The sequence below is a fragment of the Scleromatobacter humisilvae genome (assembly GCF_023231945.1).
Lineage (GTDB): Bacteria > Pseudomonadota > Gammaproteobacteria > Burkholderiales > Burkholderiaceae_C > Scleromatobacter > Scleromatobacter humisilvae.
Window position 1 is genome coordinate 675222 of record NZ_JAJLJH010000002.1, and the last position, 25402, is coordinate 700623.

Consider the following 25402-nt stretch of genomic DNA (forward strand, 5'->3'; position numbering starts at 1 on the left):
CAATCAGCGCTTGCGGCCGGCGTAGCCGCGCTGGCGCAGCGCGTCGATGCCGCCCGCCGCCTCGAAGCGCACGCGGCGCGCGGTCATCGGGTCGATCTGCAGGTCGCGCAGCACTTCGACGCGATCGCCATCGCGCAGCACGTGCGCCAGCGGGCGCGCCTTGCTCCAGACCGCGGCCGACAGCCCGGCCGCGCCGAACGCCGCGTCGCCCTGCGCGGCGCTCGCGAGCGCGGGCCAGTCCGCCGCAGCCAGCGCGTCGGCCACGGTGGCGCCCGCCGGCAGTCGCAGCGCGGCGGTCAGCGTCTCGCGCGCGGACGGGCTCCACACGACCTGCACCGCGATCTCAGCGCTCTCCATACACCTGCGCCGCGCGCTTGACGAAGGAATCGACGAACGTGTTGGCCACCTGGTCGAACACCGGGCTGAGCACGGCCTCGAACACGCGGTTGGAGAACGCGTAGGCGAGATCGAATTCGACGCGGCAGGCCACCGGCTCGTCCGGGTTGACGGGCTGGGCCGGGTCGGACTGCTTGAGCGGCTTGAACGTCCACACGCCATCGAGCTGCGAGAACGGGCCGTCGACCAGCTTGAGTTTGACCGACTCGCCCTGCACCTGCTCGTTGCGCGTCGTGAAGGCCTGGCGCACGCCCGCGTACGACAGGCCCAGTCGCGCCGTCATGCCCGCGGGCGTGCCCGTTGCCGGGTCGGCCTCATGCTGCTCGAGCACCGTGCTCGACTCGCACCAGGGCAGGAACTTGGGATAGTCTTCCACGGCGACGACGAGCTCATACATTTCGCGTGCGGAGTACCAGAGCAGGACGGACTTCTTGACGTGCTTCATACAATGGTTGAATTTTAAGCGCCCCATGCCCGCCCTCATCGCAGAGAACCGCCGCGCGCGGTTCGAATACCACATCGAAGAGACGTACGAGGCCGGCCTGGTGTTGCAGGGCTGGGAGGTCAAGGCCATCCGCGCCGGCCAGGTGCAGCTGACGGACGGCTACGTCGTCATCCGCGACGGCGAGCTGCACATGATCGGCTGCCGCATCAACGCGCTGCGCTCGGCGTCGACGCACGTCAACCCCGAGGCCGACCGCACCAAGAAGCTGCTGATGAAGGGCGAGGAGATCCGGCGCCTGATCGGCAAGGTCGAGCAGCGCGGCTTCACGATGGTGCCGCTGAACCTGCACTTCAAGGGCAGCTACGTGAAGGCCGACATCGCGTTGGCCAAGGGCAAGGCCGACCACGACAAGCGCAACACGATCAAGGAGCGCGACTGGGAGCGCGAGAAGGGTCGCTTGATGCGCCACAAGGTGTCCGGGCCCTCGAAGGACTAGGCGCGCGCCAGTCCCTCCAGCGCGGATTCGAGGTCGCGGATCAGGTCGCCCGCATCCTCCAGCCCGATCGACAGCCGCACCAGCGTGCCCGGGTAGTCGCCCACGCGCCCCGAGTCCGGGCGATATGGCACGGCCAGGCTCATGGGCCCGGCCCAGGACCAGCCGATGCCGAACAGCCGCAGGTCGTCGACGAAGCGATCGATGCGCTCCGGCGCGATGGCCGGATCGAACACCAGCGTCAGCAAGCCCGCCGCGGCGCGGCATTGCGCGGCCCAGTGCGCGTGGCCGGGCGAGCCGGACGTGGCCGGATGCAGCACGCGCACGAACTCCTTGCGGCCCAGCGCCCACTGCGCGATGCGGCGCGTCGCCGCGTCCTGGGCGGCGTAGCGCAGCGCCACGGTCTGCAGGCCGCGCAGCACCAGCTCGACGTCATTGGGGCCGACGCCCAGGCCGAGGCGGCAATGCGTCAGCGCGAGCTGGTCGTGCAAGGCCTGCGAGCGCAGGACGACCGAGCCCATCATCACGTCGGCGCCGCCGGACGGGTACTTGGTGAGCGCGTGGATCGTCAGGTCCACGCCCAGCGCGGGCGTCGCGCCGGGGTCGAGGTCGAATGCGTCGAAGGCGAGTCCGCTGCCCCAGGTGTTGTCGAGCGCGACCGTCGCGCGCGGCGCGTGCGCGCGCACGGCACGCACGAGGCCCCGCAGGTCGGGGAACTCGAGCGTCACCGAGCCAGGCGGCTCGATCCACACCAGCTTGACGTCGTCGCCGAGCGCAGCGCGCAACGATTCGACGTCCATCGGGTCGTAGAAGCGGTGCGCGATGCCCCAGCGCGCGAGCTCGTGCGCGGCCAGGCTCTTGTTCGGAAAGTAGGCGTTGGCCGGGATCAGCACCGTGTCGCCGCTGGACAGCAGCGACTGGTCGACCAGCGCGATCGCGGCCAGCCCGCTGGGCACCAGCATCGCATGCGTGCCGCCTTCGAGCGTGGCGAGCCGCGCCTCCAGCGTGAACGACGTCGGCGTGCCGTGCAGTCCGTAGGTGTACGTGTTCTTGTCCAGCCAGTGGCTGGCACGCATCGCGGCGACGTCCTCGAACAGCACCGTCGACGCGCGATGCAACGCCGGCGCCACCGCGGCGAAGCCGGGGGGCGGCACGTACTCGTGATGGATCTGCTGCGTGGACTTCGCGTCCGCGTCCCTGTTGTCCGACATGCTCAGATCGGCAGCGCGACCAGGTCGTGGCCCTCGGTGGCGACGATGCGGGCGCGCGTGAACTCGCCCACCTTCAGCTGCTTGGACAGCTTCTCCGGCGGCAGCAGGCGCACGATGCCGTCGATCTCGGGCGCATCGGCGTACGAGCGGCCGACGCCGCCCTTCCTGCCCAGCATCGGCGCCTTGTCGACGAGGATCTGCATCGTCGCGCCGACGCGGCGCTGCAGCTTCGCGGCCGAGACCTCCTCGGCCACCGCCATGAAGCGCGCGCGGCGCTCCTCGCGCACTTCCTGCGGCAGCTGGCCCTCGATCTCGTTGGCCGTCGCGCCTTCGACCGGCGAATAGGCGAAGCAGCCGGCGCGGTCGATCTGCGCCTCGCGCACGAAGTCGAGCAGCGTGTCGAACTCCGCTTCCGTCTCGCCCGGGAAGCCGGCGATGAACGTGCTGCGGACCACCAGCTCCGGGCACTTCTCGCGCCACATCTGCAGGCGCTCCAGCGTGCGTTCGCCCGTGCCGGGCCGCTTCATGCGCTTGAGCACGGCCGGGTGCGCGTGCTGGAACGGGATGTCGAGGTACGGCAGGATCCTGCCGCTGGCCATCAGGTCGATCACGTTGTCGACATGCGGATACGGGTACACGTAATGCAGCCGCACCCACGCGCCGTACGTCGCGGCGAGGTCGCCCAGGCGCTCGCACAGGTCCAGCATGCGCGTCTTGACGGGCTTGCCGTCCCAGAAGCCGGTGCGGTACTGCACGTCGACGCCGTAGGCCGAGGTGTCCTGGCTCACCACCAGCAGCTCCTTGACGCCCGCCTCGAACAGCCGCTGCGCCTCGCCCAGCACGTCGCCGATCGGCCGCGACACCAGGTCGCCGCGCATGCTCGGGATGATGCAGAAGGTGCAGCGATGGTTGCAGCCCTCGCTGATCTTGAGGTACGCGTAGTGCCGCGGCGTCAGCTTGATGCCCTGCGGCGGCACGAGGTCGACGAACGGGTCGTGCGGCTTGGGCACGTGCCGGTGCACGGCGTCCATCACCTCCTGCGTCGCATGCGGGCCGGTCACGGCCAGCACCTTCGGATGGATCTCCTGGATCAGGTTGTCGCCGCCCGCCTTGCCGGGCTTGGCGCCCAGGCATCCCGTGACGATCACCTTGCCGTTCTCGGCCAGCGCCTCGCCGATCGCGTCCAGGCTCTCCTTGACGGCATCGTCGATGAATCCGCAGGTGTTGACCACCACGAGGTCGGCGCCCGAATAGCTCTTGCTGGTGCCGTAGCCCTCGGCGCGCAGCTGCGTGAGGATGAGCTCGGAGTCGGTCAGGGCCTTGGGGCAGCCGAGGGAAACGAAGGCGATGGTCGGTTCGGCCTTGGCTGGCGCGGGGGCGAGCGTGGCGTCGGTGAGGGCGTTCATCCTCCGATTGTCCCGCATCCCGCGCGCGAAAGGGACTGCAAGGCCTTGCGTCGGGCGCTGGCGTGACTTTCGCCCGGCCGTCCCGCGCGCCGGCCGCTCAGGCCACTTCCGCCGCGATTGGAATCACGCGCTTGGCCGAATTCGCCTCGTAGGGACGGATCCAGACGGGACACGCCAGGATGCCGAAGTCGCGGCTGTGGAGCCCGCGGAACCAGTGCACGAGCTTCGCGTTGTCGATCTGGAGCGTGCCATCCAGGCGCAGCTGGCCGATGTCGTTTTTCGCATCCTCGAACGCCACCGTGCATTTGGCGATGCGGCCGTTGGCCCGCACGATCAGGTTGTTCGGCTTGGCCGCGTAGCAGACCTTGGGGGCCTTGTCCGAGGCTGGCTTGGCATCGGGCAGGCCGCGCATGCCCGACAGCAGGCCGGCCATCTCGGTGACGATCGCGCCGCGCTCGGCATGCTCGAGCGAGGTGATCGCCCCGGACTGCGGACCGCCGAGATTCTCGATCGCCTTCAGGTAGATGCCGAAACGCGGATCGGCGCCGAATTCGGCCTTGATGTTCCTGGCCAGTTCGCGGATGGAATCGCGGTTCTCGGGCATCAGGTGGATGCGCAGGATGACGTCGAGGTCCGGATACGGCGACTCGCGCAGCATCTTCAGCACGTTCCACACCGTGTCGAAAGTGCCGGCGCCGGCCCCGTTCCGACGCGTCCGGTCGTGACCTTCACGCCAGCCGTCCAGGGATATCTGGAATTTCTTCTGCTCCACCGCGACGAGTTTCTCCAGCAGGTCGCTCGTCAGCAGCGCGGCATTCGTCGTGATTTCACCGCCGAAGTATTGAACGCCTTCTTCCCGGCATCGCCTGAGGGCATATCCGGCAATATCCAGGAGAATATCCGACGCCACCAGCGGCTCGCCGCCAAACCAGCCCAGCGTCAGATAATCCAGTTTCGGCAAACGAAGGTCGATCAGATTCTTGACGGCCTGGATCGTCTCGTCCGACATTCTGCCGTGTTCGAATGTCTCGTAGCAATAACTGCAACGCAGATTGCACTTCTCGGTCGGAAGCAGGATCAGCGAGAGGGTGTTGGGCGCCAGGGCGTGCGCGATGGCCAGCGAGGCGGGGTCCAGCGAGCCGGGCGCCTCGGTGGCGGCAGCAAGATTGCTCATGAAATCCTGACGAAGATGCGGCCGCGCCTCGTGGGGCGACCAGGGGATGGCACGGCCTCGGCGGCTCGGCGGAATAGGCCGGCCCGGCTCGACGGATCGCAGCATAGTCGCCGCAGATAACCCTGCGAAACCCCCTAACTCATGGGGAAGAGGAAATACCAACAGGGCCGCCGAAAAACATGTGGTAAGCCCGCAGGCGAGGGTTACACATCAGAAACGAAACCCCACAACTAGCCCATCAAAATGGGAGGTCATCGTATCCACTGCACGGGTTTTCACGCTCCCCTTCGATTGGCGGCGCAGATATCGTCCAGCCGCCAGCCATGTTATCCACGTGGCGGGTTACCTTTTATCTCAAACTCAGGAGAGATGTTTTGAACGAAATCAACACGCAAGGCCAGGTCGAGCAACTGGCGATCGAACTGGACGACAACGGCATGGTCGTCGTGAACGATCCGGAACTGCTGAAGGTCGTTGCCGGCGCCGGCATGCTGAGCCCGAACCTCCTGGTCGGCCAGAACTGGCACTGCGGCTGGAAGATGGAGTAACTCGCTGAGCGAGCGCGCCTGGAGGCGGCCGGACACGGCGGTCTCCAGGCGTTCGCCAAGGCGAATCCGAAACACTTCAAGGAATTGGCAATGAACGAATTCGACAAGCTCGACACCGAGCAAGCGCCGCAACTGCCGGCCATCGAGCTGGACGACAACGGCATGGTCGTCGTGAACGATCCGGAACTGCGCAAGCTGGTCAGCGGTGGCGACGGCTTCGGCGGCCTCATCGGCCACAACGACGGCTGCGGCTGGAAGATGAATTAAGTTCTGGCGCCTTCGCGCCCTCGGCGGTCGCACGTGCGACCGTCGCCGCTCCTGGAAGTGCATGTCCCCGAATTCCCGTTTCGAGCTGTTCCGCCCCGAGGCGCTGGCACACGCCGGCTCCCGTCGCTACGGCGCCGTGGTGCTCGCCCACCCGTTGAGCTTCTCGCTACTGACCACCCTGTTCGTCGCGCTGGCGGTCGCCATCGTGCTGTTCCTGGCCTGCTTCAGCTACACCCGCAAGACCAGCCTGCCCGGCGTCCTGCTGCCCACGCAGGGGCTGATCCGCGTGGTGCCGGCGCAGGCGGGCCAGGTCGTCGAGGCGCGCGTGCACGAAGGCCAGAGCGTGCAGGCCGGTCAGGTGCTGTTCGTGCTGTCGCCCGAGCATGCGGCGCCCGCGCAGGGCAGCGCCGGGCAGACGGTGGAGAAGCTGCTCGAGACCCGGCGCGACAGCCTGCTCAGCGAGCAGTCGCAGGAGCGGCTGCAATCGCGCCTGCGCCGTGAGGCGCTGGGCAAGCGCGTGGAAGACCTCGCCGCCGACGGCAGCCGCATCGCCGCCCAGATCGGCCTGCAGGTCCATCGCACGCAGCTCGCCGAGGTCGCCCTCAAGCGCTACGAAGACCTGCAGAAGGACAATTTCGTCTCGCCGGTGCAGGTGCAGGACAAGCAGGCCGAATTGCTGGACCAGCAGCAGCGCCTCGCCGACCTGCAGCGCGCGCGCGCCGCGAGCGCGCGCGATCTCGCGACGGCGCAGGCCGACGTGCGCGATCTCGAGGTGCAGGGCCGACGCGACGAGCAGGCGGCCGAGCGCAGCATCGCCAGCAGCGAACTGGAGCTCGCGGAGAACGACACCCGGCGCGAGATCATCGTGCGCGCGCCGAGGGCCGGCATCGTCTCGGCGGTCGCGGCCGTCGCCGGGCAATCCGTCACGCCGGCCAACGTGCTGGCCGCGATCACGCCGGCGGGCTCCGAGATGGAAGCCGAACTCTATGCGCCCTCGCGTTCGGCGGGATTCCTGCACGCGGGGATGCCGGTCTCGCTGCGCTACCAGGCGTATTCGTACCAGAAGTTCGGGCAGTCTCACGGCGTCGTGCGCGAGGTCTCGCGCACCGCGCTGCGCCCGGCCGACCTGGAGATCGCCGGCCTCGTCGCCGACACGGAACCGCTCTACCGCGTGCGGGTGCGACTCGATCGCCAGACGGTCATGGCCTACGGGGAGAATCAGCCGCTGCGCGCCGGCGACCTGCTCGACGGCAGCGTCGTCATCGACCGTCGCCGGCTCTGGGAGTGGGTGCTGGAACCGCTCTACACCGTCACCGGCCGCCTCTGATGCCCGCACCCGCCTTTCTCAACCCGCGCTTCTGGGGCGCCGCCGACCTGCCGCTCGTCCTGCAGACCGAGGCGTCCGAGTGCGGCCTGGCCTGCCTGGCGATGGTGGCCAGCCACTGGCGCCATCGCATCGACCTCACCCAACTGCGCCGCCGTTTCCCGATCTCGCTCAAGGGCGCGACGCTGGAAGTCGTCGTGCACATGGCGCGGGCGCTGGGCCTGCACAGCCGCACGCTGCGCCTCGAACTGGCGCAGCTGGACAAGCTCAAGACGCCCTGCGTGCTGCATTGGGACATGGCCCACTTCGTCGTGCTGAAGGAAGCGCGCAACGGCAGCATCGTGATCCACGATCCGGCCGTGGGCGTGCGCCGCATCCCGATGGACGAGGTCTCCAGGCACTTCACGGGCATCGCGCTCGAACTGACGCCGGGCCCCGGCTTCCAGCCGCAGTCCGAAGTGCAACGGTTCTCGCTGCGCTCGCTGGTGGGGCACGTCACCGGTCTCAAGCGAGGCCTCGCGCAACTCCTGCTGGTCGGCGTGGCGCTGCAGGTCTGCGCGCTCGTGGCGCCGTTCTACCTGCAGTGGCTCGTCGACGAGGCGCTCGTCGCCGACGATCGCGACCTGATCACCGTGCTGGGCATCGGCTTCCTGCTGCTGGTCGTGATGCAGACGCTCATCGGCGCGGTGCGTTCGTGGATGACCACCATGCTGTCGACGGACATGAACTTCCAGTGGTTCGGCAACGCGTTCGCCCACCTGATGCGGCTGCCGCTGTCCTTCTTCGAGAAGCGGCACCTGGGCGACATCGTGTCGCGATTCGGCTCGATCCAGACGATCCAGCACCTTCTCACGACCCAGTTCGTCGAGGCCGTGATCGACGGCCTGCTCGTCGGCGGCACGGCCATCGTGATGCTGGCCTACAGCCCCCGCCTGACGATGGTGTCGGCCATCGCGGTCATCCTCTACGCGCTGCTTCGCTGGAGCCTGTTCCACCGCCTTCGCACTGCCACGTCCGAGCAGATCATCTTCGCCGCCAGGCAGCAGACCTACTTCATGGAATCGGCCCGCGGCGCGCAGAGCATCCGCCTGTTCGACCGCGCCGAGGAACGCCGAGGCGGCTGGATGAACCTGCTGGCCGACCAGTTCAACGCCGACGTGCGCATTGCGCGCCTGACGATCTCGCACCAGACCGCCAACGCCCTGCTGTTCAACGCCGAGCGCGTCGTCGTGATCTGGATGGCCGCGCTGGCCGTGCTCGACCACCGCTTCTCGGTCGGCATGCTGTTCGCGTTCCTGAGCTACAAGGACCAGTTCAGCCAGCGCATCTCGGCGCTGATCGACAAGCTGTTCGAGTTCCGCATGCTTCGCCTGCACGGCGAGCGCGTCGCCGACATCGTGCTGGCCGAGCCCGAGGAGGACAGGCTCGAGCCGCCAGGCGACGGCCGCGAGCTCGACGCCTCCATCGAGCTGCGCGACGTGTCGTTCCGCTACGCGGACGGCGAACCCTGGGTGCTCCAGGGCCTGAACCTGTCGATCCCGGCGGGCCAGTGCATCGCGATCACCGGCGCGTCGGGCTGCGGCAAGACAACCCTGGTCAAGCTGCTGCTGGGCCTGCTCGAGCCCACGGAGGGCGAGATCCGTGTCGGCGGCGTGCCGATGCGGCGGATCGGCCTGGCGAACTTCCGCCGGCTGATCGGCACCGTGATGCAGGACGACCAGCTGTTCGCGGGATCCATCGCCGACAACATCGCGTTCTTCGACCCGGCGCCGTCGCAGGAGCACGTCGAAGCCTGCGCGCGGCTGGCGGCGATCGACGACGAGATCGGCGCCATGCCCATGGGCTACAACACGCTCGTCGGCGACATCGGCACGGGGCTCTCCGGCGGCCAGAAGCAGCGCATCCTGCTCGCGCGCGCGCTGTACAAGAAGCCGCGCCTGCTGTGCCTGGACGAAGCGACCAGCCACCTCGACATGGCCAACGAGCAGCTGGTGAATGCCGCCATCCGCCGCGTCGAGCTGACCCGGATCCTCGTCGCGCACCGGCCGGAGACGATCGCGACCGCGCAACGCGTCGTCGTGCTCGAACGGGGACAGATCGCGCGCGACCTGGAGCAGGCGCCCGTGACGGCCTCGATGCGCGTTCCGACACAAGCGGTGTGAACCGGCACGGCCGCCCGGCCGCGAGCTGGCGGCCAGCCCTTACCATGCACACCGATCGCCCAGGAATCCGCCATGTGCCGCAACATCAAGACCCTGTTCAACTTCGAGCCTCCGGCCACCGAGATCGAGATCCGCGACGCCTCGCTGCAGTTCGTGCGCAAGCTCAGCGGCTTCAGCGTGCCCTCGAAGGCCAACGAGGAGGCGTTCGAGCGCGCGGTCGAGGCGGTCGCCGCGTCGGCGCGCACGCTGATCGCCTCGCTGGTCACGACCGCGCCGCCGCACAACCGCGAGGTCGAGGCGGCCAAGGCGCGCGCACGTTCCGCTGCCCGCTTCGGCTGAGCCGCCCGGCTCCTGCAGACTAGGGGCGTGCCGCCCGGCGCATACCCCCGCACCCTAGAATTCCGCACGTGCTCGCGCGCGGACGCTTGCGGTCAACACCGCGGCCGTGGCTGTCGAAGCCAAGCCCCTCAACGTCGCCCGACTCTGCGCGCGCTGCCGCGCGATCGCGCGACGTAACCCCTCGACGCTCTGGATCCGACATGAAAACGCTTCCTCTGGTTGTTGACGGAGGCATGGGCGCCACGCTGCCGCCTCGCGCCGTGCGCAGTGCCGCGCAGCGCTGCCGCGAGCTCGACGCCGTGCGCGGGATCGCGGCAATGCTGGTGGTCTTTTTCCACTACACGGTGCGCTACGGCGACCTGTTCGGCGACCTGGCCGCCCCGTTCCATGCGACCTATGGCTTCCTCGGCGTGCAGGTCTTCTTCGGCGTCAGCGGCTTCGTGATCCTGATGACGCTGGAGCGCTGCCGGACCCCGTTGGACTTCGTGCGCGCGCGGGCGCTTCGGCTATATCCGGCCTACTGGACAGCGCTGCTCATCACGTTCGTCGTCCTGCTGGTGTTCCCGCTGCCCGGCCGCACGCCCGGCTGGTGGCAGGGCGCCGTCAACCTCACGATGCTGCAGGCATTCGTGAACGTGCCGCACATCGACGGAGCGTACTGGAGTCTCGAGGTCGAACTCGTCTTCTATGCCTGGATGCTGGCGATCTTCGCCACGGGGTGGATGCGGAACGTGCGATGGTGGATCGTGCTCTGGCTCGCGCTGTCGATCGGCATCCTCGTGGCGGCCAGGCTGTTGCACCGCTCGGTGCCGACGCTCGCCGACCGCTACCTGCTCGTCGAATACAGCGCCTACTTCAGCATCGGCGCGGCGGCCTACCTCGATTTCCGCGCCATGCGCATCGATCGCACCACGTGGGCGCTGTTTGCGCTGGCCCTGGCGGCGGCGTGGCTCAGCGCGGGTCTCCAGGGACTGCTCGTCGCCGCGGCGATGGTGCTGCTGTTCTCGCTGATCGTCTTGCGCAGGGCGGCGCTGCTGAACACGCCGCTGCTCGTGTTCCTGGGCACGGTCTCGTATCCGCTCTACCTGCTTCACCAGAACATCGGATACGTGATCATCAACCGCCTGCGCGACCACGGCTTCGAGTACGGGTGGGCGGTCGCGATCGCCTTCGGCGTGTCGCTGGCGGCGGCGGCGGCACTCACCTTCGGCGTCGAACGTCCGGTGCAACGTCGCGTCCACCTCTGGCTCAAGCGCCGGTCGTCCGGCGGACCGCCCCTCGACGCCGCTCGCCCCACGTAGGCGGCGCGTCAGGCCGCGCGCTGCAGCATGTCCTCGAGCAACGCGAACACCGCGCGCGCCGTCGTGTCGCGGTGATGCCCGGCGTAGCGCCGCGCGAACGCCAGCGCCTGCTGCTTGAAGCGCGGCTCGGACAGCAGGCGCTCCAGCAGGCCGGCGTACTCCGCGGTCGACGCCCGACCCGGCACCACGATGCCGGCGCCGTATTGCTGCAGCCGAAGGCCGGCCAGGTATTGCTCGTTGAAGTGCGGCAGCACGAGCACCGGCACGCCCGCGAGCAGGCAGTTGGGGATGGTGCCGGAGCCGTTGGTGATCGCGAGATCGGCAACCGGCAGCAGGGCCTCCATGTCGACCGCCCCCGCCACGAAGCGGATGCGCGGGAAGCGCGCCGGCCACGCCTCCGGCAGCCCGGGCATCGCGCACACCACCTCGGCCTGGCCGGCCTGCAGGGCAGCCAGCAGGTTCTCGCAGCTGGGCACCTCCGGGCGCAGGTACGCGAAGATGCGCCGCGTGCCGCCGCCCTGCCATTCGACGCGCGTCTGGCGGCCGAGCGCGTACATCGGGCCCACGTAGCGACCCTGGCCGCGCGGCGCGAAGGGGTCGAGCTCCTCGAAGGTCGTCAGCACCTGCTCGCCGCAGGCATAGAGATCGCGCAGCGACGCGATCGGCGCGCTGCCGAGCGACTGCAACGCGGTGTTGACGTTGGCGACGAAGCGATCCTCGGCGGCCTGCAGCGCGCCAGCCGGCGCGTCCGGGAAGAAGCCGGGACTCGGCACCACGGGCGCCGGCAGCATGAAGCCCGAGCCCAGGATCATCGTCGGCAGGCCCAGCGCGCGCGCGGCCAGCAGCGCGGTGGGCGCGTAGTCGTAGACGACGGCCGACACCGACGCGAGCCGCATCAGCGCATGCCAGCCCTGCAGCACGCCGAGCAGGCCGGCGGCGTCCTCGTAGCCCTCGCGCAGCAGCATGTCCGCGAAGTTGACGGGCGGCGCGTTGACCTGTCCCGAGCGCAGCAGCGGCCCCTGCAGCAGCGCGAAGCCCTCGCCCACGAGCTCGCGCGAGGCGCCGCGCAGGTCGCGCACCGCCCACACGACCTCGTGGCCCGCGTCGCGGCAGGCGCGCGCGAGCGGCAGGTCGCGCGCGATGTGGCCGAGGTTGCGGCCGAACTCCCAGGCGATCAGGACGCGTGCCATGCGCGCTCCTGCGACAGGCGACGGCTCAACGCTTGGCCGGCGGGAAGCCCGGAATCGGGAAGATCGCCTCGCCCGGCTTGGTCATCTGTTCCTGCATCTGCTCGAACAGCTTCTTGGACTGCTCGAGATAGCTGCCCATCAGGTTCTGCATCATCGGCGCCTGGCCGCTGATGAACTTGGTCCAGCCCTCGGGCGTCAGCGCGGAGGCGTCGTACAGGCCCTTGCCCGGCTCGGCGAAGCGCGACTGCATCTCGGCCAGCGCCTGCAGGTTCTTCTCGAGGTAGGAGCCCATCACGCCCTGCATCGCGTGGCCGTAGAAGCGGATGATCTGCGCCAGCATCTGCGTGTTGAACATCGGCACGCCGCCGGTCTCTTCCTCGAGGATGATCTGCAGCAGGATCGCGCGCGTCAGGTCGTCGCCGGACTTGGCGTCGCGCACCTCGAACGGCGCGCCCTCGAGCACCATCTTCTTGACGTCGGCCAGCGTGATGTACGAACTCGTGAGCGTGTCGTAGAGCCGGCGGTTGGGGTACTTCTTGAGGATGCGGATGCCCGCGGGCGCCGCCGGATCGGCACTGGCCTTGGTGGTGCGACGCGTCGTGACCATGAGATTGTCCCCGTGAGAGATGTAGACGATTTGCGTTTCGATTCTAGAGGCGCCGCGCTGCACCGCAGCAAGGGAAACCCCGTTTCGTTGCGACGGTGCCGAAGCAGGCGGTTGCACCGGCCGTCCATCAGGGTCTTCACGAGGCTTGTACGCTCGCGGTCGTCACTCCTTCCTTTTTTCCGACGAGACCGCTTCATGAGCACCGAACAACGCATCGAGCACGACGCCTGGGGCGACATCCCCGTCCCCGGCGACCACCTGTGGGGCGCGCAGACCCAGCGCTCCATCGAGCACTTCGCGATCTCCACCGAACGCATGCCGCCCGAGTTGCTGCACGCGCTGGCGCTGGTCAAGAGCGCGGCCGCGCGCGTCAACGAACGCACCGGCAAGCTGGCCAGGGAGAAGGCCGACGCGATCGCGCAGGCCGCGGCCGAGGTGATCGAGGAACGCTGGGAGGACGAGTTCCCCCTGGCCGTCTGGCAGACCGGCTCGGGCACGCAGAGCAACATGAACATGAACGAGGTGCTGGCCAACCGCGCGTCGCAGATCCTCGGCGGCCCGCTCGGGCTCAAGCGCGTCGTGCATCCGAACGACGAGGTCAACATGGGCCAGTCGTCGAACGACGTGTTCCCGACGGCGATGCACGTCGCGGCTGTGCAGGGCATCGCGCAGCACGTGATCCCGTCGCTGCAGGGCCTGCGCGCGACGCTCGACGCGAAGGCGAAGGCGTTCGACGACATCGTCAAGATCGGCCGCACCCACCTGCAGGACGCGACGCCGCTGACGCTGGGCCAGGAGATCTCCGGCTGGGTCGCGCAGCTCGATCACGCCGAGCGCGGACTGCACGCGGCGCTGCCCGAGCTTCGCGAGCTCGCCCTCGGCGGTACCGCGGTGGGCACCGGCCTGAACACGCCGGCGACGTTCGGCGCGGACGTCGCCGCCGAACTCGATCGCATGACGGGCCTGGGCTTCGTCACCGCGCCGAACAAGTTCGCCGCGCTCGCCGCGCACGATGCCATCGTGCGCGCGCACGGCGCGCTGAAGGCGCTGGCCGTGGCGCTGACCAAGATCGCCAACGACGTGCGCTGGCTCGCGAGCGGCCCGCGCAGCGGTCTCGGCGAGCTGCAGATCCCGGAGAACGAGCCGGGCAGCTCCATCATGCCGGGCAAGGTCAACCCGACGCAGTGCGAGGCGATGACGATGCTTTGCTGCCAGGTGATCGGCAACGACGTCGCGGTGAGCATGGCCGGCGCCAGCGGCAACTTCGAGCTGAACGTCTACAAGCCGGTGATGATCCACAACCTGCTGCAGAGCGTGCGGCTGCTGGACGACGGCATGCGCGGCTTCGACAAGCACTGCGCGCAAGGCATCGAGCCGCGCCGCGACCGCATCGCCGAACTGCTGCAGAACTCGCTGATGCTGGTGACCGCGCTCAACCCGCACATCGGCTATGACGCCGCGGCGCAGATCGCGCGTACAGCGCACGCGAAGGGCCTCAAGCTGCGCGACGCGGCGATCGCGTCGGGCAAGCTGACCGGCGAGCAGTTCGACGCGTGGGTGCGGGCCGAGGACATGGTGCGTCCGGGCTGATCGGCAATCGTGACGGCAGGGTCGCGCCGCGACCCTGAGCGTCCACTCGCGCGCGAGCGCGCGGCCTTGCTGGCGGCTGGGGGATCGCCCTGCCCTCGCACGCCGATTGCCCAACGGTGTCGCCCAAGCTCGACCGGAGACACCGCATGGACGAACAGCGACTGAGCCGCCGCCGGCTCCTGACCGCGGGCGCCGTCATCGGCGCCGTGCCCGTCGTCACGGCCGCCGCCGCGACGCTCGGAGGCAGCGATGTCCCGTTCAATGAGGGCCAGGCCAACGCGCCGCTGGCCGTCGACGCCGGCTCCAGCTGGACGTGGTTCACCGACGCCGAGGCCGCCTTCATCATGGCCGCCGTCGCCCGGCTGATCCCAGCCGACGACCTCGGCCCGGGCGCGGTGGAGGCCGGCGTGCCCACCTTCATCGACCGCCAGCTCGCCGGCCCCTACGGCCGTGGCGAGCGCTGGTACATGCAGGGACCGTGGAGCCCGGGCCTGCCCACGCAGGGCTACCAGACGCGGCTCACGCCCGCCGGCCTGTATCGCGCGGCGATCAAGGCGATCGACGCCGCGGTGGTGCGCGAGTCGCGCGGCGGCAGCTTCGCCAAGCTCGCCGTGGCCGACCAGGATGCCTTCCTGCAGCGCCTCGAGAAGGGCGACGTCGCCCTCGACGGCCTCGACGCCAAGGCCTTCTTCGCGCAGTTGCTGCAGAACACGATGGAGGGCTTCTGGAGCGACCCGATCTACGGCGGCAACAAGGACATGGCCGGCTGGAAGCTGATCGGCTTTCCCGGCGCGCGCTACGACAACACCGAGTTCGTCGCGAAGCACGGCGACAAGTACCCGTTGCCGCCGGTGGGCATCAACGGCCGCGTCGAGTGGATCAGGAGCTGAGATGGCGAAGAAACTTCCCTCGGTCGACGCGTTGATGATCGGCTTCGGCTGGACCGGCGCGATCATGGCGCAGGAGCTCACCGACGCCGGCCTCAACGTGCTGGCGCTCGAACGCGGCGCCTGGGCCGACACCTCGCGCGAGTTCGCGACGACCTTCGCGCAGGACGAGCTGCGCTACTTCTGGCGCCACGACCTGTTCCAGACGACCGCGCACGACACCCAGACGATCCGCAACGACGCGAGCCAGGTCGCGTTGCCGATGCGCAAGCTCGGCTCGTACCTGCCCGGCACCAACGTCGGCGGCGCGGGCGTGCACTGGAACGGCCAGACCTGGCGCTTCCTGCCGTCGGACTTCCTCGCGCGCAGCCACAACCTGCAGCGCTACGGCGCCGACGCCCTGCCCGACACGATGACGATCCAGGACTGGAGCATCACCTACGACGACCTCGAGCCGCACTACGACCGCTTCGAGCGCCTGTGCGGCATCAGCGGCAAGGCCGGCAACCTGAAGGGCCAGATCCAGCCGGGCGGCAATCCGTTCGAGGGCCCGCGCGCGAACGAGTATCCGAACCCGCCGATGGCGATGAGCTATCCGCCCACGCTGTTCGCCGAGGCCGCGGCCGGGCTCGGCTTCCATCCGTTCCCGCAGCCGTCGGCCAACATGTCGCAGGCCTACACCAACCCGCTGGGCGTGCGGCTGGAGGCCTGCACGTACTGCGGCTTCTGCGAGAAGTTCGCCTGCGGCAACTACTCGAAGGCCAGCGCGCAGACGACGATCCTGCCGGTGCTGATGAAGAAGCACAACTTCAAGCTGCGCACCGAGTGCGAGGTCACGAAGATCAACCTCGACTCCAGCGGCAAGCGCGCGGTCAGCGTCACCTACGTCGACGCGCAGGGCGAGGAATACGAGCAGCCGGCCGACCTGATCGTGCTGTGCTCGTACATCCTCAACAACGTGCGCCTGATGCTGCTCTCGGGCATCGGCGCGCCCTACGATCCGCAGACCGGCCAGGGCGTCATCGGCAGGAACTACGCGTACCAGATCACGTCGTCGGTGAACCTGTTCTTCGACGACAAGATCCTCAACCCGTTCATCGGCGCCGGCGCGCACGGCATGCTCGTGGACGAGTGGAACGGCGACAACTTCGACCACACGGGCCTGGGCTTCATCGGCGGCGGCTTCGTCGGCGTGGTGCAGACGGGTGCGCGCCCGATCGAGACGCATCCGGTGCCCGATGGCACGCCCGCCTGGGGCGGCGCGTTCAAGAAGGCCGTCGCGGCCAACTACCTGAAGTCGATGAGCATCGCCACGCACGGCGCGGTGATGAGCCATCGCGGCAACTACCTCGACCTCGACCCGACCTACCGCGACGTCTACGGCCGCCCGCTGCTGCGCATGACCTTCGACTACACCGACAACGAGCACCGCATGTCGGACTACCTCACCGACCGCGCGACCGACATCGCCAAGGCCATGAAGGCGCGCGAGATCAAGGTCAACAAGCGCAAGGGCAGCTGGGACGTCGTGCCGTACCAGACCACGCACAACACCGGCGGCGCGATCATGGGCAGCGATCCCACGACCAGCGCGGTCAACCGCTACCTGCAGTCATGGGACGTGTCCAACCTGTTCGTGATGGGCGCCAGCGCGTTCCCGCAGAACCCGGGCTACAACCCGACCGGCACCGTCGCCGCGCTCGCGTACCACTCGGCCGCCGCGATCACCCAGCGCTACCTCAAGGCGCCGGGCGCGCTGGCCTGAGGAGGACTGCCCATGCGAACCCATCCCGTGATCGCGCTGGCCGTCGCCGCCGCGGCCATCACTACCGTCGCCGTGTTCGGGCAGTCGGTGCCCGTTTCGCCGACCGCGAGGAAGCCGCACCACGCGGATGCCTCGCTCGATGCGCATGCCGCGAAGCCGGCGGCGTCGACGGCGGTGCCGGCCTGGCTCGTCGCGTCCGCGCCGGCGGCGGCCTCGGCGCCGGCGTCCGCGGCATCGAGCGCGGACATCCAGCGCCCCGCCGCGACCGCGTCGTCCCTCGAGCGCGGACGCTACCTCGCCGCGGCTGGCGACTGCCAGGGCTGCCACACGACGACCGGCGGCGCGCCGTACGCGGGCGGGCGTCCGCTGGAGACGCCGTTCGGCACGGTGCTGTCGGCCAACCTCACGCCCGACGCGAGCGGCCTCAAGGGCTGGAGCGCCGACCAGTTCCATCGCGCGATGACGGAAGGACTCTCGGCTAACGGCGACCACCTGTACCCGGCGTTCCCGTACAACTATTTCGCGAAGATGCCGCGCGCCGACACGGACGCGCTGTTCGCGTACCTGCAGTCGCTGCCGCCGGTGGCCAACAAGCTCGAGCGCAACCAGTTGCCGTTCCCGTTCAACATCCGCGCGCTGGTCTCGGTGTGGAACCTGCTCTACCTGGACAGTACCACCTTCGCGCCCGACCCCGCGCACGACGAGCGCTGGAACCGCGGCGCCTACCTCGTCGAGGGCCCGGGCCACTGCGCCGCGTGCCACACGCCCAAGACCATCCTCGGCGGGCCGCAGAAGGGCCACGACTTCCAGGGCGGCGCGTTCGGCACCTGGTTCGCGCCCGACCTGACGCCCAACGGCCGCACGGGCCTCGGCGGCTGGACGCGCGACGAGACCGTCGCCTTCCTCAAGACCGGGCGCAACCCGCACGCGTCGGCGTCCGGCGAGATGGGCCTGGTGGTGCAGGACTCCACCTCGATGCTGGCCGACGACGACCTGCAGGCCATCGCGGCCTACCTCGCCGACCGCGTGGCGTCGCCGTCGATCTCGATGACGCCGCCCGACACCGCGCAGATGAAGACGGGCGAGGCGATCTTCGTCGACGAGTGCTCCGCCTGCCACCTGATGCACGCCCAGGGCCAGACGCTCGCGTTCCCGCCGCTCGCGCGCTCGGCCAACGTGCAGCAGGCCGACCCGACGACCGCGCTGCACATCATCCTCGCGGGCGCGCAGGCGTCGCCCACGCGCGCAGCGCCGACGCCGTTCACGATGCCCGCGTTCGCCTGGAAACTCGACGACAAGCAGGTGGCGGCCGTCGCGACCTACATCCGCAACGAGTGGGGCAACGCGGGGCCGGCGGTGAGTGCCGACCAGGTCGCGAAGCTTCGCGGCAGGCTCGCCTTCGATGCCCACGCCAACGGCCACGCGGCGGCGACGCCGCTGACCAGGCCGGGCCCGAACACGCTGGGGCTGCCCGACACCGACAGCCGCGACAACGGCACCGCGCAGGCAGGACGCGCCGCGCCGGCGGCCAGCGCGGCGGCGAGCGCGGGGCAGGCGGCCTCGGGTACATGAGCCTCGGCCGCGGCCAAAGAAAAAGCCCCGAACAACTTCCGTCGTTCGGGGCTGACTTTTGAATGAAGCGGCCTCTTCGCAGGCAGCCGCCAAATTCTTACCTGGCCTCTTGTACCGGTACACCCTCTTGCGTGGTTTCCCGTGGGGCCTTGCCTACATCTGCCATCAGGCAAATGCGACATGGATTTGGTAGGCGCGATTGGACTCGAACCAACGACCCCCACCATGTCAAGGTGGTGCTCTAACCAGCTGAGCTACGCGCCTGCAAGACCGCTATTATGGCATGAATCTTTTTAGACATACAAGTCCTGTCGCGTCAGTGGCACAGGCTGGCTGTACGGACGCGCGTCGGGACGGCGCGACGCGAGGATCTGATAGATGGCCGTGCCGCCGGATTCGAACTCCAGCGCGCTGGCCGCCATGTAGAGCCGCCACACGCGGTAGGTCGCCTCGCTCACGTGCGTCGTGGCCTCGTCGTGATGCGATTCGAGGCGGCTCACCCAGTGGCGCAGCGTGCGGGCGTAGTGGATGCGCAGGTTCTCGACGTCCTGGATCTCGAAACGCGCGGCCTCCATGCCGGACTGGACGTTGCTGACCCGATCGAGCTCGCCGTCCGGGAACACGTAGCGGTTGATGAACTCGGTGTCCACCGTCTTCTGCCAGCCGTCCTCCTCGTGCGTGATGCCGTGGTTCAGGAACAGTCCGTTGGGCTTGAGCACGCGGTGCACCGTGGCGTTGTACTGCGCGAGGTTGGCCAGGCCCACGTGCTCGAACATGCCCACGCTGGACACCTTGTCGTACACGCCCTCGCCTTCGAGCGCGCGGTAGTCGCGCAGCTCCACCTTGACGCGATCCTGCAGGCCCTCGGCCGCGATGCGCGCGGTCGCCTCGGCCAGTTGCTCCTTGCTCAGCGTGATGCCGTGCGCGTGCACGCCGTAGTGCTTCGCGGCCCAGATCACCATCGCGCCCCAGCCGCAGCCGATGTCGAGGAAGCGCTCGCCGGGCTGCAGGCGCAGCTTGCGGCAGATGTGGTCGAGCTTCTGCGCCTGCGCGGTCTCCAGCGTGTCGTCGGGCGAGTGGAAGTACGCGCACGAGTACACCATGCGCTCGTCGAGAAACAGCTTGTAGAAGTCGTTGGAGACGTCGTAGTGGTGCGAGATCGCGGCGCGGTCGCTCTCCAGCGAATGGTCGTGCGTGAACTGGCGGGTCGTGGGCACATAGCCCGCCGGCGCGATCTTGCGGGCCGGCTTGAACGCGAGGCGCAGCGCGTCCATCAGCAGGCCGACACGCTCGCGGCCGGTGAGCGTCAGGTTCTGGAAGTGGTGCTTCAGCCCGAGCGCCGCGTAGATATCGCCTTCGACGTCGAGGCGCCCGTGGAAGTACGCGTCGGCCAGCGGGATCGGACCGCGCTTGAGCACGAGGTCGCGCAGCACCGACGGGTCGCGCAGCACCAGCGTGAAGCTCGGCGCGACGCGGTCTGCGCACTTGCCGAACGAATGCGTGGCGTCGTTCCACAGCCGGAGCGCGACCGAGCCGTCGAAGTGGCCTAGCAGCTTCTGGATGATGCGGGTCGCGGCCTCGGTGAGGCCGGGGTCGACGCTGGACGTGGAAAGCGTCGAGGACGTTGAGCGAGCCATGGATCCTCCGGTCGACTGATGTGAACGCGGAACTGCAATGGAGTCGGACAGGCGCCTGAACGGTCGACAAGTCGTGGGCGACGGTCGTGGCCTTGCGGGGCCGTTGAAAACCATCCTAGCGTGACAGAAAAAATCCAGTCAGACATGAGGCTTTCCTCATGGAAAATCCCCGGCCTTTCGGCAGTGCCCGGGCTCAGCGGCGCCGGGCCGAGTCGACGCCGGGCACCTTCGCGACGAGCCCCAGCACCTGGCCGAGCCGCTCCGCGCTGTCGATCTCGACCGTGAACGTCATGAACGCGCGCCGGTCGCCGATGCCCTTGGTCGACTGCGAGCTGACGCCGATGACGTTGACCTTCTGCTTGGCGAGCACATCGGAGATGTCGCGCAGCAGGCCCTGGCGATCCTGGGCCTCGACGACGACGTCGACCGCGTAGACGCTGCGATCGGGCCGCCCTTCGCTGGCCGGCAGGCCCCATTCGACCGGGATGACGCGCTCGGGCGTCGTCGACGCCATGTGGCGGAAATTGGTGCAATCGGTGCGGTGCACCGCGACGCCCTTGCCGCGCGTCACGTAGCCGCCGATGGCGTCGGGCGGCGCGGGCCGGCAGCAGCTCGCCAGCGTCGTCAGCAGCGAGTCGATGCCCACCACCAGCACGCCGCCCGCCGCGCCGCCGGTGCGCGGGCGCTTGAGCTGGATGACCTCGTCGGGCGGCGGCGGCTCGGCCGGGCGCAGCAGGTTCTCGATGTTGCGCAGCGAGTACTCGTCCTTGCCGACCACCTCGAACAGCGCCTGGGCATCGTCGAAGCCGAGCTTGCCCGCGAGCTCCTCGAGGCTGGTGGCGGTGCGCCCTTCGCGCTGCAGCAGCTTCTCGACCAGCTCGCGGCCCTTGGCCACCGTCTGCGCGTGCTGCAGCGCGTTGAACCAGGCGCGCACCTTGGCGCGCGCGCGGTGGCTCTGCAGGAAGTGCAGCTCGGGGTTGAGCCAGTCCATCGACGGGCCGCCCTCGCGCACGGTGATGATCTCCACCGTCTGGCCGTTCTGCAGCGGCGTCTGCAGCGGCACCATCTGGCCGTCGACGCGCGCGCCGCGGCAGCGGTGGCCGACGTCCGTGTGCAGCGAATACGCGAAGTCCACCGGCGTGCCGCCCGCGGGCAGCTCGATGACGCTGGCCTGCGGCGTGAAGACGTAGATGCGGTCTTCGAAGGCGGCCGCTTCGGCCGGCGCCTCGGCGCCGAGTTCGGGTTCGGCGACGAAGTCGCGCTCCCACGCGAGCAGCTGGCGCAGCACTGCCTTGCGCGCGGCCGCGACCTGGTCGCCGGCCGCGCCCGCGGAACTGGTGCCGCCGTAGCCCTTGCTGCCGGCCTCCTTGTAGGCCCAGTGCGCGGCCACGCCGTGCTCGGCGTGCTCGTGCATCTCGCGCGTGCGGATCTGCACCTCGAAGGCGCGGCCCGCGTCGTCCTTGACCACCGTGTGCAGCGACTGGTAGCCGTTGCCCTTGGGCCGGGCGATGTAGTCGTCGAACTCGCCGTCGACCGCGCGATAGCGCTCGTTGACGCGGCCCAGCACCGCGTAGCAGGCGGCGACGTCGTCGACGATCACGCGCACCGCGCGGATGTCGAACACGTGCTCGAAGTCCAGCTCCTTGCCGCGCATCTTCTTCCAGATGCTGTAGATGTGCTTGGGCCGGCCCTGGATGTCGGCGCGGATGCCGGCGGCGGCCAGCATCTGCTCCAGCTGCGCGCGGAACACGTCGATGCCGGCCTCGCGCTCGACGCGGCGCTCGTCCAGCAGCTTCGCGATGCGCTTGTACTCGGCGGGCTCGAGGAAGCGGAACGAGAGATCCTCGAGCTCCCACTTGATCTGCCAGATGCCCAGCCGGTTGGCCAGCGGCGCGAAGACCTGCTGCGACTCGCGCGCCAGCTCCGGCGGACACGGCGTGCGGCTGGCTGCGTGCCAGCGCAGCGTCTGCAGGCGCGACGCGAGACGCAGCAGCACGACGCGCAGGTCGCGCGAGAACGCCAGCAGCATCTTGCGCACGCGCTCGGTCTGCAGCGCGCGCTGTTCCTTGCCGATCTGCGCCTCGCGTGCGGCGCGCTGGATCTTGACCAGCTTGCGCGTGAGATCGACCAGGCTCGCGTACGACGGCCCGAACGCCTTCGTCACCACCTCGATCGGCCGCTGCAGGCCGTCGCCCGCGTAGACGAGCCACGCCGCGGCCTGCATCGCGGGCGTCGCGCCGAGGTCGGCCAGGATCTGCGCGACGCCCGCGGCATGCGTCCAGGCCTCCTCGCCGGTGTCGAGCAGGCGTCCGACCAGCAGCGGCTGCGCGAACGCGCGCGCGCGCACCAGCGCGTCGGCGCCGAGCGCGTCGGCGTCGCCACCCTCGTGCTCGCTGCCGGCGTGCGGCTCGGTCGCGGCCAGCGCCATGTCGGCATCGGCCACGCGCAGGATGGCCGGCGCGTCGACGACGGCGGCGTTCGACGCCTGCGTCTTCATGGCGAGCGGCCAAGCAGGAAGTCGCGCACGACAGCGATCTGGTCGGCGTGCACCAGCGTCGGCGCGTGGCCCACGCCGTCGACCTCGTGAATGCGCGCCCGCGGGCCGCGCTGTGCCATCGCATCGGCAGTCGCGCGCGACAGCAGGTCGGACTCGGCGCCACGCAGCACCAGCGTCGGGCAGTTCAGCGAGTCCCACGCGTGCCACAGCATGCCCTCGCCGGCCGCGGCCAGCTCGGGCGTGACCGCGCGGAAGGGCACGGCGATGGCCGGGTCGTAGTGCGGCTTGAAGCCGTCGCCCTCGGCTTTGAGCTGCGGACGCGTCAGCGCGAGCCACGCCTCGCGCGAGTGCGGGCCGAAGCCGCGCGAGATGGCCAGCAGCGCGTCGGCCGCCTCGTCGACGGTCTTCCAGTGCGCCGGCGCGCCGAGGTAGGTGCCGATGCGCGCCAGCGCGGCGTACTCGATCGCCGGGCCGACGTCATTGAGAACAAGCTTGCGGATCGGCGATTCGGCCAGCGCCGCCAGGCCGAGGCCGATCAGCCCGCCCATCGACGTGCCGACCCAGTGCACCTCGGCCGCGTCCAGCCGCGCGAGCAGCGTGACCATGTCCGCCACGTAGACGGGAATCGCGTACGACGCCGGGTTCTTCAGCCAGTCCGACTGGCCGCGGCCGACGACGTCCGGGCAGACGACGCGGTACTCGCCGCACATGGCCCGCGCGAAGGTGTCGAAGTCGCGGCCCTGGCGCGACAGGCCGTGCACGCACACCAGCACCTTCGGATTCGCGGCGTCGCCCCATTCCCAGTACGCCATGCGGTGCAGCCCTTCGGGCGCGAGGCATTGGACGTGGTGGAGGCGCGGTTCGGCGGTCGTGGCGGCGGTCATGCCTGGATCGTAGCAAGCACGAGCATCGCGCAGCGCGCATGCTCATGAAAACCGCGCGCCGAGCGGCTACTTCAGTTGGACACTGCCGTTGACGTTGGCCGTCACCGTGCCGCTGCCCGCCTCGACTGGCAGCGCGTCGCCGACGTTCGCCGCCATCGCGATCTTGGCGCGGAACGGCCGCGGCGTCGGCTGGCCGTTGTCGATGCCGACGTTGGCCTCGCGCACGACGAAGGTCGCGAAGCCGAAGGCCTTGGCGTAGTCCGCGGCCTTGGCGCGGAAGCGCGCGATCGCCTGCGCGGCGACGTCGCCCTCGACCTTCTCGCGTGCCTCGCGCGAGACGCTGTAGTCGAGGTTGCCCACCGTCATCGACTGGATGCGGCCCGCGAGCTCGGCGATCGTGCCCATGTCGCGGCCCTGCACGGTCAGCGAGGTCGTGCCCGACCAGCCGTTGACGACGCCCTTGTTGTTGAAGCGCGGCTGCAGCGAGAAGCCCCCGCCCTGCACCTCGACATGGCCGTCGGGCTTGGCGACCTGGCGCGACTGCGCGAGCGCGGTGGCCAGCGCGTCCTTCAGCGCGGCCTGGACGGCGTTGGCGTCGACGCCTTCCTTGCTCGTGCTGAACTGGACGGTGATCCAGTCGTTGGGCACCTGCACGGTGGCGCTGCTGCTGAGCGAGACGACGCCTTCGGGATCCTTCTGCACGGTCTGCACGATGGGCGCCTGGGCAGCGGCGAGCATCGGCAGCGATGCCGCGAGGACGAGGGCCAGCACTTTCTTGTTCATGGAATTGGTCATGGGTGGATGATGCCCATTGAACGAAGCGAAGTCCGAAAAAGGGTGACGAGAACAGGACTATCGGGCCGGCCACGAATTTGTAACAGAAGCAAAAGGTCGGGCCGGAAAACGTGATTTCGCGGTTTTCACCCCGCAGAATCGAGCCTGTTACATATTTGGAGCCATCATGTCGGCAGTTCCAGGCACCCGCCAAGACCGTATCGTCGTCCTCGATGACGACGCCCGCATCCGCGACCTGCTGCGCCGCTACCTGAGCCAGGAAGGCTTCGATGTCCTCCTGGCCGAGGACGGCAAGGCCCTCAACCGGCTGATGACGCGCGAGAACATCGACCTGATCGTCCTCGACCTGATGCTGCCGGGCGAGGACGGCCTGTCGATCTGCCGCCGCCTGCGCGCCGCCGGCGACCGCACGCCCATCATCATGCTCACCGCCAAGGTGGAGGACGTCGACCGCATCGTCGGCCTCGAGGTCGGTGCCGACGACTACCTGCCCAAGCCCTTCAACCCGCGCGAGCTGCTGGCGCGCGTGCACGCGGTGCTGCGCCGCCGCCCGCCGCAGGAGGCGCCCGGCGCGCCAGCCAAGGATGCGCAGGTCGTGCAGTTCGGCGACTTCGAGTTCGACCTGTCGCTGCGCCGCCTGACCAAGGAAGGCGAGCCGATCGCGCTGACCACCGGCGAGTTCTCGATGCTCAAGGCGCTGGTTCGCCATCCGCGCCAGCCGCTGTCGCGCGACAAGCTCGCCCAGCTCGCGCGCGGCCGCGACTTCGAGCCGTTCGACCGCAGCCTCGACGTGCAGATCTCGCGCCTGCGCAAGATGATCGAGCCCGACCCGTCCAACCCGCGCTACATCCAGACCGTGTGGGGCGTGGGCTACGTGTTCGTGCCCAGCGAAACGACTTAACGCTGCGACCC

The 25402-nt window shown here is 69.2% G+C and carries 23 protein-coding genes and 1 tRNA gene; 12 read left to right on the top strand and 12 right to left on the bottom strand.

What is annotated here, in order from left to right:
- Nucleotides 1-3: 3 nt before the first annotated feature.
- Both LPC04_RS12320 and LPC04_RS12325 read right to left on the bottom strand, forming a co-directional pair.
- The gene (locus LPC04_RS12320; RefSeq protein ID WP_275682518.1) at nucleotides 4-357 is read right to left on the bottom strand and encodes an RnfH family protein; all 354 of its coding nucleotides are present in this window, start codon (nucleotides 355-357) and stop codon (nucleotides 4-6) included.
- Entirely contained in the window at nucleotides 344-841 is a 498-nt protein-coding gene (locus tag LPC04_RS12325) for a type II toxin-antitoxin system RatA family toxin (protein ID WP_275682519.1), read from the bottom strand. Before LPC04_RS12325 ends, LPC04_RS12320 begins: the two co-directional genes overlap by 14 nt.
- Before the next feature lie 25 nt (nucleotides 842-866).
- Between LPC04_RS12325 and smpB the strand changes: the two genes are divergently transcribed.
- A complete protein-coding gene (gene smpB / locus LPC04_RS12330) occupies nucleotides 867-1337 on the top strand; it encodes an SsrA-binding protein SmpB (RefSeq protein ID WP_275682520.1) in 471 nt (156 codons plus the stop codon).
- On the opposite strand, the gene LPC04_RS12335 is transcribed toward smpB, so the two are convergent.
- From LPC04_RS12335 to LPC04_RS12345, 3 genes are all read right to left on the bottom strand, one after another.
- Nucleotides 1334-2545, bottom strand: coding sequence for a PLP-dependent transferase (locus LPC04_RS12335; RefSeq protein ID WP_275682521.1), 1212 nt, complete (start codon nucleotides 2543-2545; stop codon nucleotides 1334-1336). The genes smpB and LPC04_RS12335 overlap by 4 nt on opposite strands.
- Before the next feature lie 2 nt (nucleotides 2546-2547).
- Entirely contained in the window at nucleotides 2548-3951 is a 1404-nt protein-coding gene (gene rimO, locus LPC04_RS12340) for a 30S ribosomal protein S12 methylthiotransferase RimO (RefSeq protein ID WP_275682522.1), read from the bottom strand.
- A gap of 97 nt (nucleotides 3952-4048) precedes the next feature.
- Nucleotides 4049-5125 carry a radical SAM protein gene (locus LPC04_RS12345; protein ID WP_275682523.1) on the bottom strand — a complete coding sequence of 359 codons (1077 nt, stop codon included), beginning with the start codon at nucleotides 5123-5125 and terminating at the stop codon, nucleotides 4049-4051.
- Between the two features lie 374 nt (nucleotides 5126-5499).
- On the opposite strand from LPC04_RS12345, the gene LPC04_RS12350 reads away from it, so the two are divergent.
- From LPC04_RS12350 to LPC04_RS12375, 6 genes are all read left to right on the top strand, one after another.
- Nucleotides 5500-5673, top strand: a complete 174-nt coding sequence (locus LPC04_RS12350) for a hypothetical protein (protein ID WP_275682524.1) — start codon at nucleotides 5500-5502, stop codon at nucleotides 5671-5673.
- Between the two features lie 90 nt (nucleotides 5674-5763).
- Nucleotides 5764-5940 carry a hypothetical protein gene (locus LPC04_RS12355; protein ID WP_275682525.1) on the top strand — a complete coding sequence of 59 codons (177 nt, stop codon included), beginning with the start codon at nucleotides 5764-5766 and terminating at the stop codon, nucleotides 5938-5940.
- Between the two features lie 61 nt (nucleotides 5941-6001).
- Complete coding sequence (locus LPC04_RS12360) at nucleotides 6002-7267, top strand: HlyD family secretion protein (RefSeq protein ID WP_275682526.1); 1266 nt, start codon at nucleotides 6002-6004, stop codon at nucleotides 7265-7267.
- On the top strand, nucleotides 7267-9426 hold the full coding sequence (locus LPC04_RS12365) for a peptidase domain-containing ABC transporter (protein ID WP_275682527.1): 2160 nt from the start codon (nucleotides 7267-7269) through the stop codon (nucleotides 9424-9426). The genes LPC04_RS12360 and LPC04_RS12365 overlap by 1 nt, the downstream gene beginning before the upstream one ends.
- Nucleotides 9427-9498: 72 nt before the next feature.
- A complete protein-coding gene (locus LPC04_RS12370; protein WP_275682528.1) occupies nucleotides 9499-9765 on the top strand; it encodes a DUF2277 domain-containing protein in 267 nt (88 codons plus the stop codon).
- A gap of 200 nt (nucleotides 9766-9965) precedes the next feature.
- A complete protein-coding gene (locus tag LPC04_RS12375) occupies nucleotides 9966-11066 on the top strand; it encodes an acyltransferase family protein (RefSeq protein WP_275682529.1) in 1101 nt (366 codons plus the stop codon).
- 8 nt (nucleotides 11067-11074) lie between these two features.
- On the opposite strand, the gene LPC04_RS12380 is transcribed toward LPC04_RS12375, so the two are convergent.
- Nucleotides 11075-12256, bottom strand: a complete 1182-nt coding sequence (locus LPC04_RS12380) for a glycosyltransferase (RefSeq protein ID WP_275682530.1) — start codon at nucleotides 12254-12256, stop codon at nucleotides 11075-11077.
- Nucleotides 12257-12281: 25 nt separating this feature from the next.
- Nucleotides 12282-12863, bottom strand: coding sequence for a polyhydroxyalkanoate synthesis repressor PhaR (phaR, locus tag LPC04_RS12385; protein WP_275682531.1), 582 nt, complete (start codon nucleotides 12861-12863; stop codon nucleotides 12282-12284).
- A gap of 195 nt (nucleotides 12864-13058) precedes the next feature.
- Here phaR and fumC point away from each other — a divergent pair, with 195 nt between their 5' ends.
- The 4 genes from fumC (at nucleotide 13059) to LPC04_RS12405 (ending at nucleotide 18677) form a co-directional block, all read left to right on the top strand.
- Nucleotides 13059-14453, top strand: coding sequence for a class II fumarate hydratase (fumC, locus tag LPC04_RS12390; protein ID WP_275682532.1), 1395 nt, complete (start codon nucleotides 13059-13061; stop codon nucleotides 14451-14453).
- A gap of 146 nt (nucleotides 14454-14599) precedes the next feature.
- Nucleotides 14600-15343, top strand: a complete 744-nt coding sequence (locus tag LPC04_RS12395; RefSeq protein WP_275682533.1) for a gluconate 2-dehydrogenase subunit 3 family protein — start codon at nucleotides 14600-14602, stop codon at nucleotides 15341-15343.
- Nucleotide 15344: 1 nt separating this feature from the next.
- A complete protein-coding gene (locus LPC04_RS12400; RefSeq protein WP_275682534.1) occupies nucleotides 15345-17105 on the top strand; it encodes a GMC family oxidoreductase in 1761 nt (586 codons plus the stop codon).
- Between the two features lie 12 nt (nucleotides 17106-17117).
- Nucleotides 17118-18677 (top strand): c-type cytochrome, encoded by a 1560-nt coding sequence (locus LPC04_RS12405; RefSeq protein WP_275682535.1) that lies wholly within the window; start codon nucleotides 17118-17120, stop codon nucleotides 18675-18677.
- 187 nt (nucleotides 18678-18864) lie between these two features.
- Here the strand turns inward: LPC04_RS12405 and LPC04_RS12410 are convergent.
- From LPC04_RS12410 to LPC04_RS12430, 5 genes are all read right to left on the bottom strand, one after another.
- Nucleotides 18865-18941, bottom strand: a tRNA-Val gene (locus LPC04_RS12410).
- 29 nt (nucleotides 18942-18970) lie between these two features.
- Nucleotides 18971-20314: an SAM-dependent methyltransferase gene (locus LPC04_RS12415; protein WP_275682536.1), complete on the bottom strand. Its 1344-nt coding sequence runs from the start codon at nucleotides 20312-20314 to the stop codon at nucleotides 18971-18973.
- Nucleotides 20315-20507: 193 nt separating this feature from the next.
- Nucleotides 20508-22811, bottom strand: coding sequence for a RelA/SpoT family protein (locus LPC04_RS12420; RefSeq protein ID WP_275682537.1), 2304 nt, complete (start codon nucleotides 22809-22811; stop codon nucleotides 20508-20510).
- On the bottom strand, nucleotides 22808-23695 hold the full coding sequence (locus LPC04_RS12425) for an alpha/beta fold hydrolase (protein ID WP_275682538.1): 888 nt from the start codon (nucleotides 23693-23695) through the stop codon (nucleotides 22808-22810). The genes LPC04_RS12420 and LPC04_RS12425 overlap by 4 nt, the downstream gene beginning before the upstream one ends.
- 66 nt (nucleotides 23696-23761) lie before the next feature.
- Complete coding sequence (locus LPC04_RS12430) at nucleotides 23762-24490, bottom strand: SIMPL domain-containing protein (protein WP_275682539.1); 729 nt, start codon at nucleotides 24488-24490, stop codon at nucleotides 23762-23764.
- 166 nt (nucleotides 24491-24656) lie between these two features.
- Between LPC04_RS12430 and ompR the strand changes: the two genes are divergently transcribed.
- Nucleotides 24657-25391 (top strand): osmolarity response regulator transcription factor OmpR, encoded by a 735-nt coding sequence (ompR, locus tag LPC04_RS12435; RefSeq protein WP_275682540.1) that lies wholly within the window; start codon nucleotides 24657-24659, stop codon nucleotides 25389-25391.
- The last annotated feature ends 11 nt before the right edge of the window (nucleotides 25392-25402 follow it).

Excerpts from the sequence above, each read along its gene's own strand:
- LPC04_RS12355 (WP_275682525.1), top strand. The coding sequence starts at position 5,764 with ATGAACGAATTCGACAAGCTCGACACCGAGCAAGCGCCGCAACTGCCG.
- LPC04_RS12370 (WP_275682528.1), top strand. The coding sequence starts at position 9,499 with ATGTGCCGCAACATCAAGACCCTGTTCAACTTCGAGCCTCCGGCCACC.
- LPC04_RS12360 (WP_275682526.1), top strand. The coding sequence starts at position 6,002 with ATGTCCCCGAATTCCCGTTTCGAGCTGTTCCGCCCCGAGGCGCTGGCA.
- smpB (WP_275682520.1), top strand. The coding sequence starts at position 867 with ATGCCCGCCCTCATCGCAGAGAACCGCCGCGCGCGGTTCGAATACCAC.
- LPC04_RS12325 (WP_275682519.1), bottom strand. The coding sequence starts at position 841 with ATGAAGCACGTCAAGAAGTCCGTCCTGCTCTGGTACTCCGCACGCGAA.
- LPC04_RS12335 (WP_275682521.1), bottom strand. The coding sequence starts at position 2,545 with ATGTCGGACAACAGGGACGCGGACGCGAAGTCCACGCAGCAGATCCAT.
- LPC04_RS12320 (WP_275682518.1), bottom strand. The coding sequence starts at position 357 with ATGGAGAGCGCTGAGATCGCGGTGCAGGTCGTGTGGAGCCCGTCCGCG.
- LPC04_RS12395 (WP_275682533.1), top strand. The coding sequence starts at position 14,600 with ATGGACGAACAGCGACTGAGCCGCCGCCGGCTCCTGACCGCGGGCGCC.
- LPC04_RS12415 (WP_275682536.1), bottom strand. The coding sequence starts at position 20,314 with ATGGCTCGCTCAACGTCCTCGACGCTTTCCACGTCCAGCGTCGACCCC.
- LPC04_RS12425 (WP_275682538.1), bottom strand. The coding sequence starts at position 23,695 with ATGACCGCCGCCACGACCGCCGAACCGCGCCTCCACCACGTCCAATGC.
- LPC04_RS12345 (WP_275682523.1), bottom strand. The coding sequence starts at position 5,125 with ATGAGCAATCTTGCTGCCGCCACCGAGGCGCCCGGCTCGCTGGACCCC.
- LPC04_RS12400 (WP_275682534.1), top strand. The coding sequence starts at position 15,345 with ATGGCGAAGAAACTTCCCTCGGTCGACGCGTTGATGATCGGCTTCGGC.
- phaR (WP_275682531.1), bottom strand. The coding sequence starts at position 12,863 with ATGGTCACGACGCGTCGCACCACCAAGGCCAGTGCCGATCCGGCGGCG.
- LPC04_RS12405 (WP_275682535.1), top strand. The coding sequence starts at position 17,118 with ATGCGAACCCATCCCGTGATCGCGCTGGCCGTCGCCGCCGCGGCCATC.
- LPC04_RS12420 (WP_275682537.1), bottom strand. The coding sequence starts at position 22,811 with ATGAAGACGCAGGCGTCGAACGCCGCCGTCGTCGACGCGCCGGCCATC.
- fumC (WP_275682532.1), top strand. The coding sequence starts at position 13,059 with ATGAGCACCGAACAACGCATCGAGCACGACGCCTGGGGCGACATCCCC.
- LPC04_RS12375 (WP_275682529.1), top strand. The coding sequence starts at position 9,966 with ATGAAAACGCTTCCTCTGGTTGTTGACGGAGGCATGGGCGCCACGCTG.
- rimO (WP_275682522.1), bottom strand. The coding sequence starts at position 3,951 with ATGAACGCCCTCACCGACGCCACGCTCGCCCCCGCGCCAGCCAAGGCC.
- ompR (WP_275682540.1), top strand. The coding sequence starts at position 24,657 with ATGTCGGCAGTTCCAGGCACCCGCCAAGACCGTATCGTCGTCCTCGAT.
- LPC04_RS12430 (WP_275682539.1), bottom strand. The coding sequence starts at position 24,490 with ATGACCAATTCCATGAACAAGAAAGTGCTGGCCCTCGTCCTCGCGGCA.
- LPC04_RS12380 (WP_275682530.1), bottom strand. The coding sequence starts at position 12,256 with ATGGCACGCGTCCTGATCGCCTGGGAGTTCGGCCGCAACCTCGGCCAC.
- LPC04_RS12365 (WP_275682527.1), top strand. The coding sequence starts at position 7,267 with ATGCCCGCACCCGCCTTTCTCAACCCGCGCTTCTGGGGCGCCGCCGAC.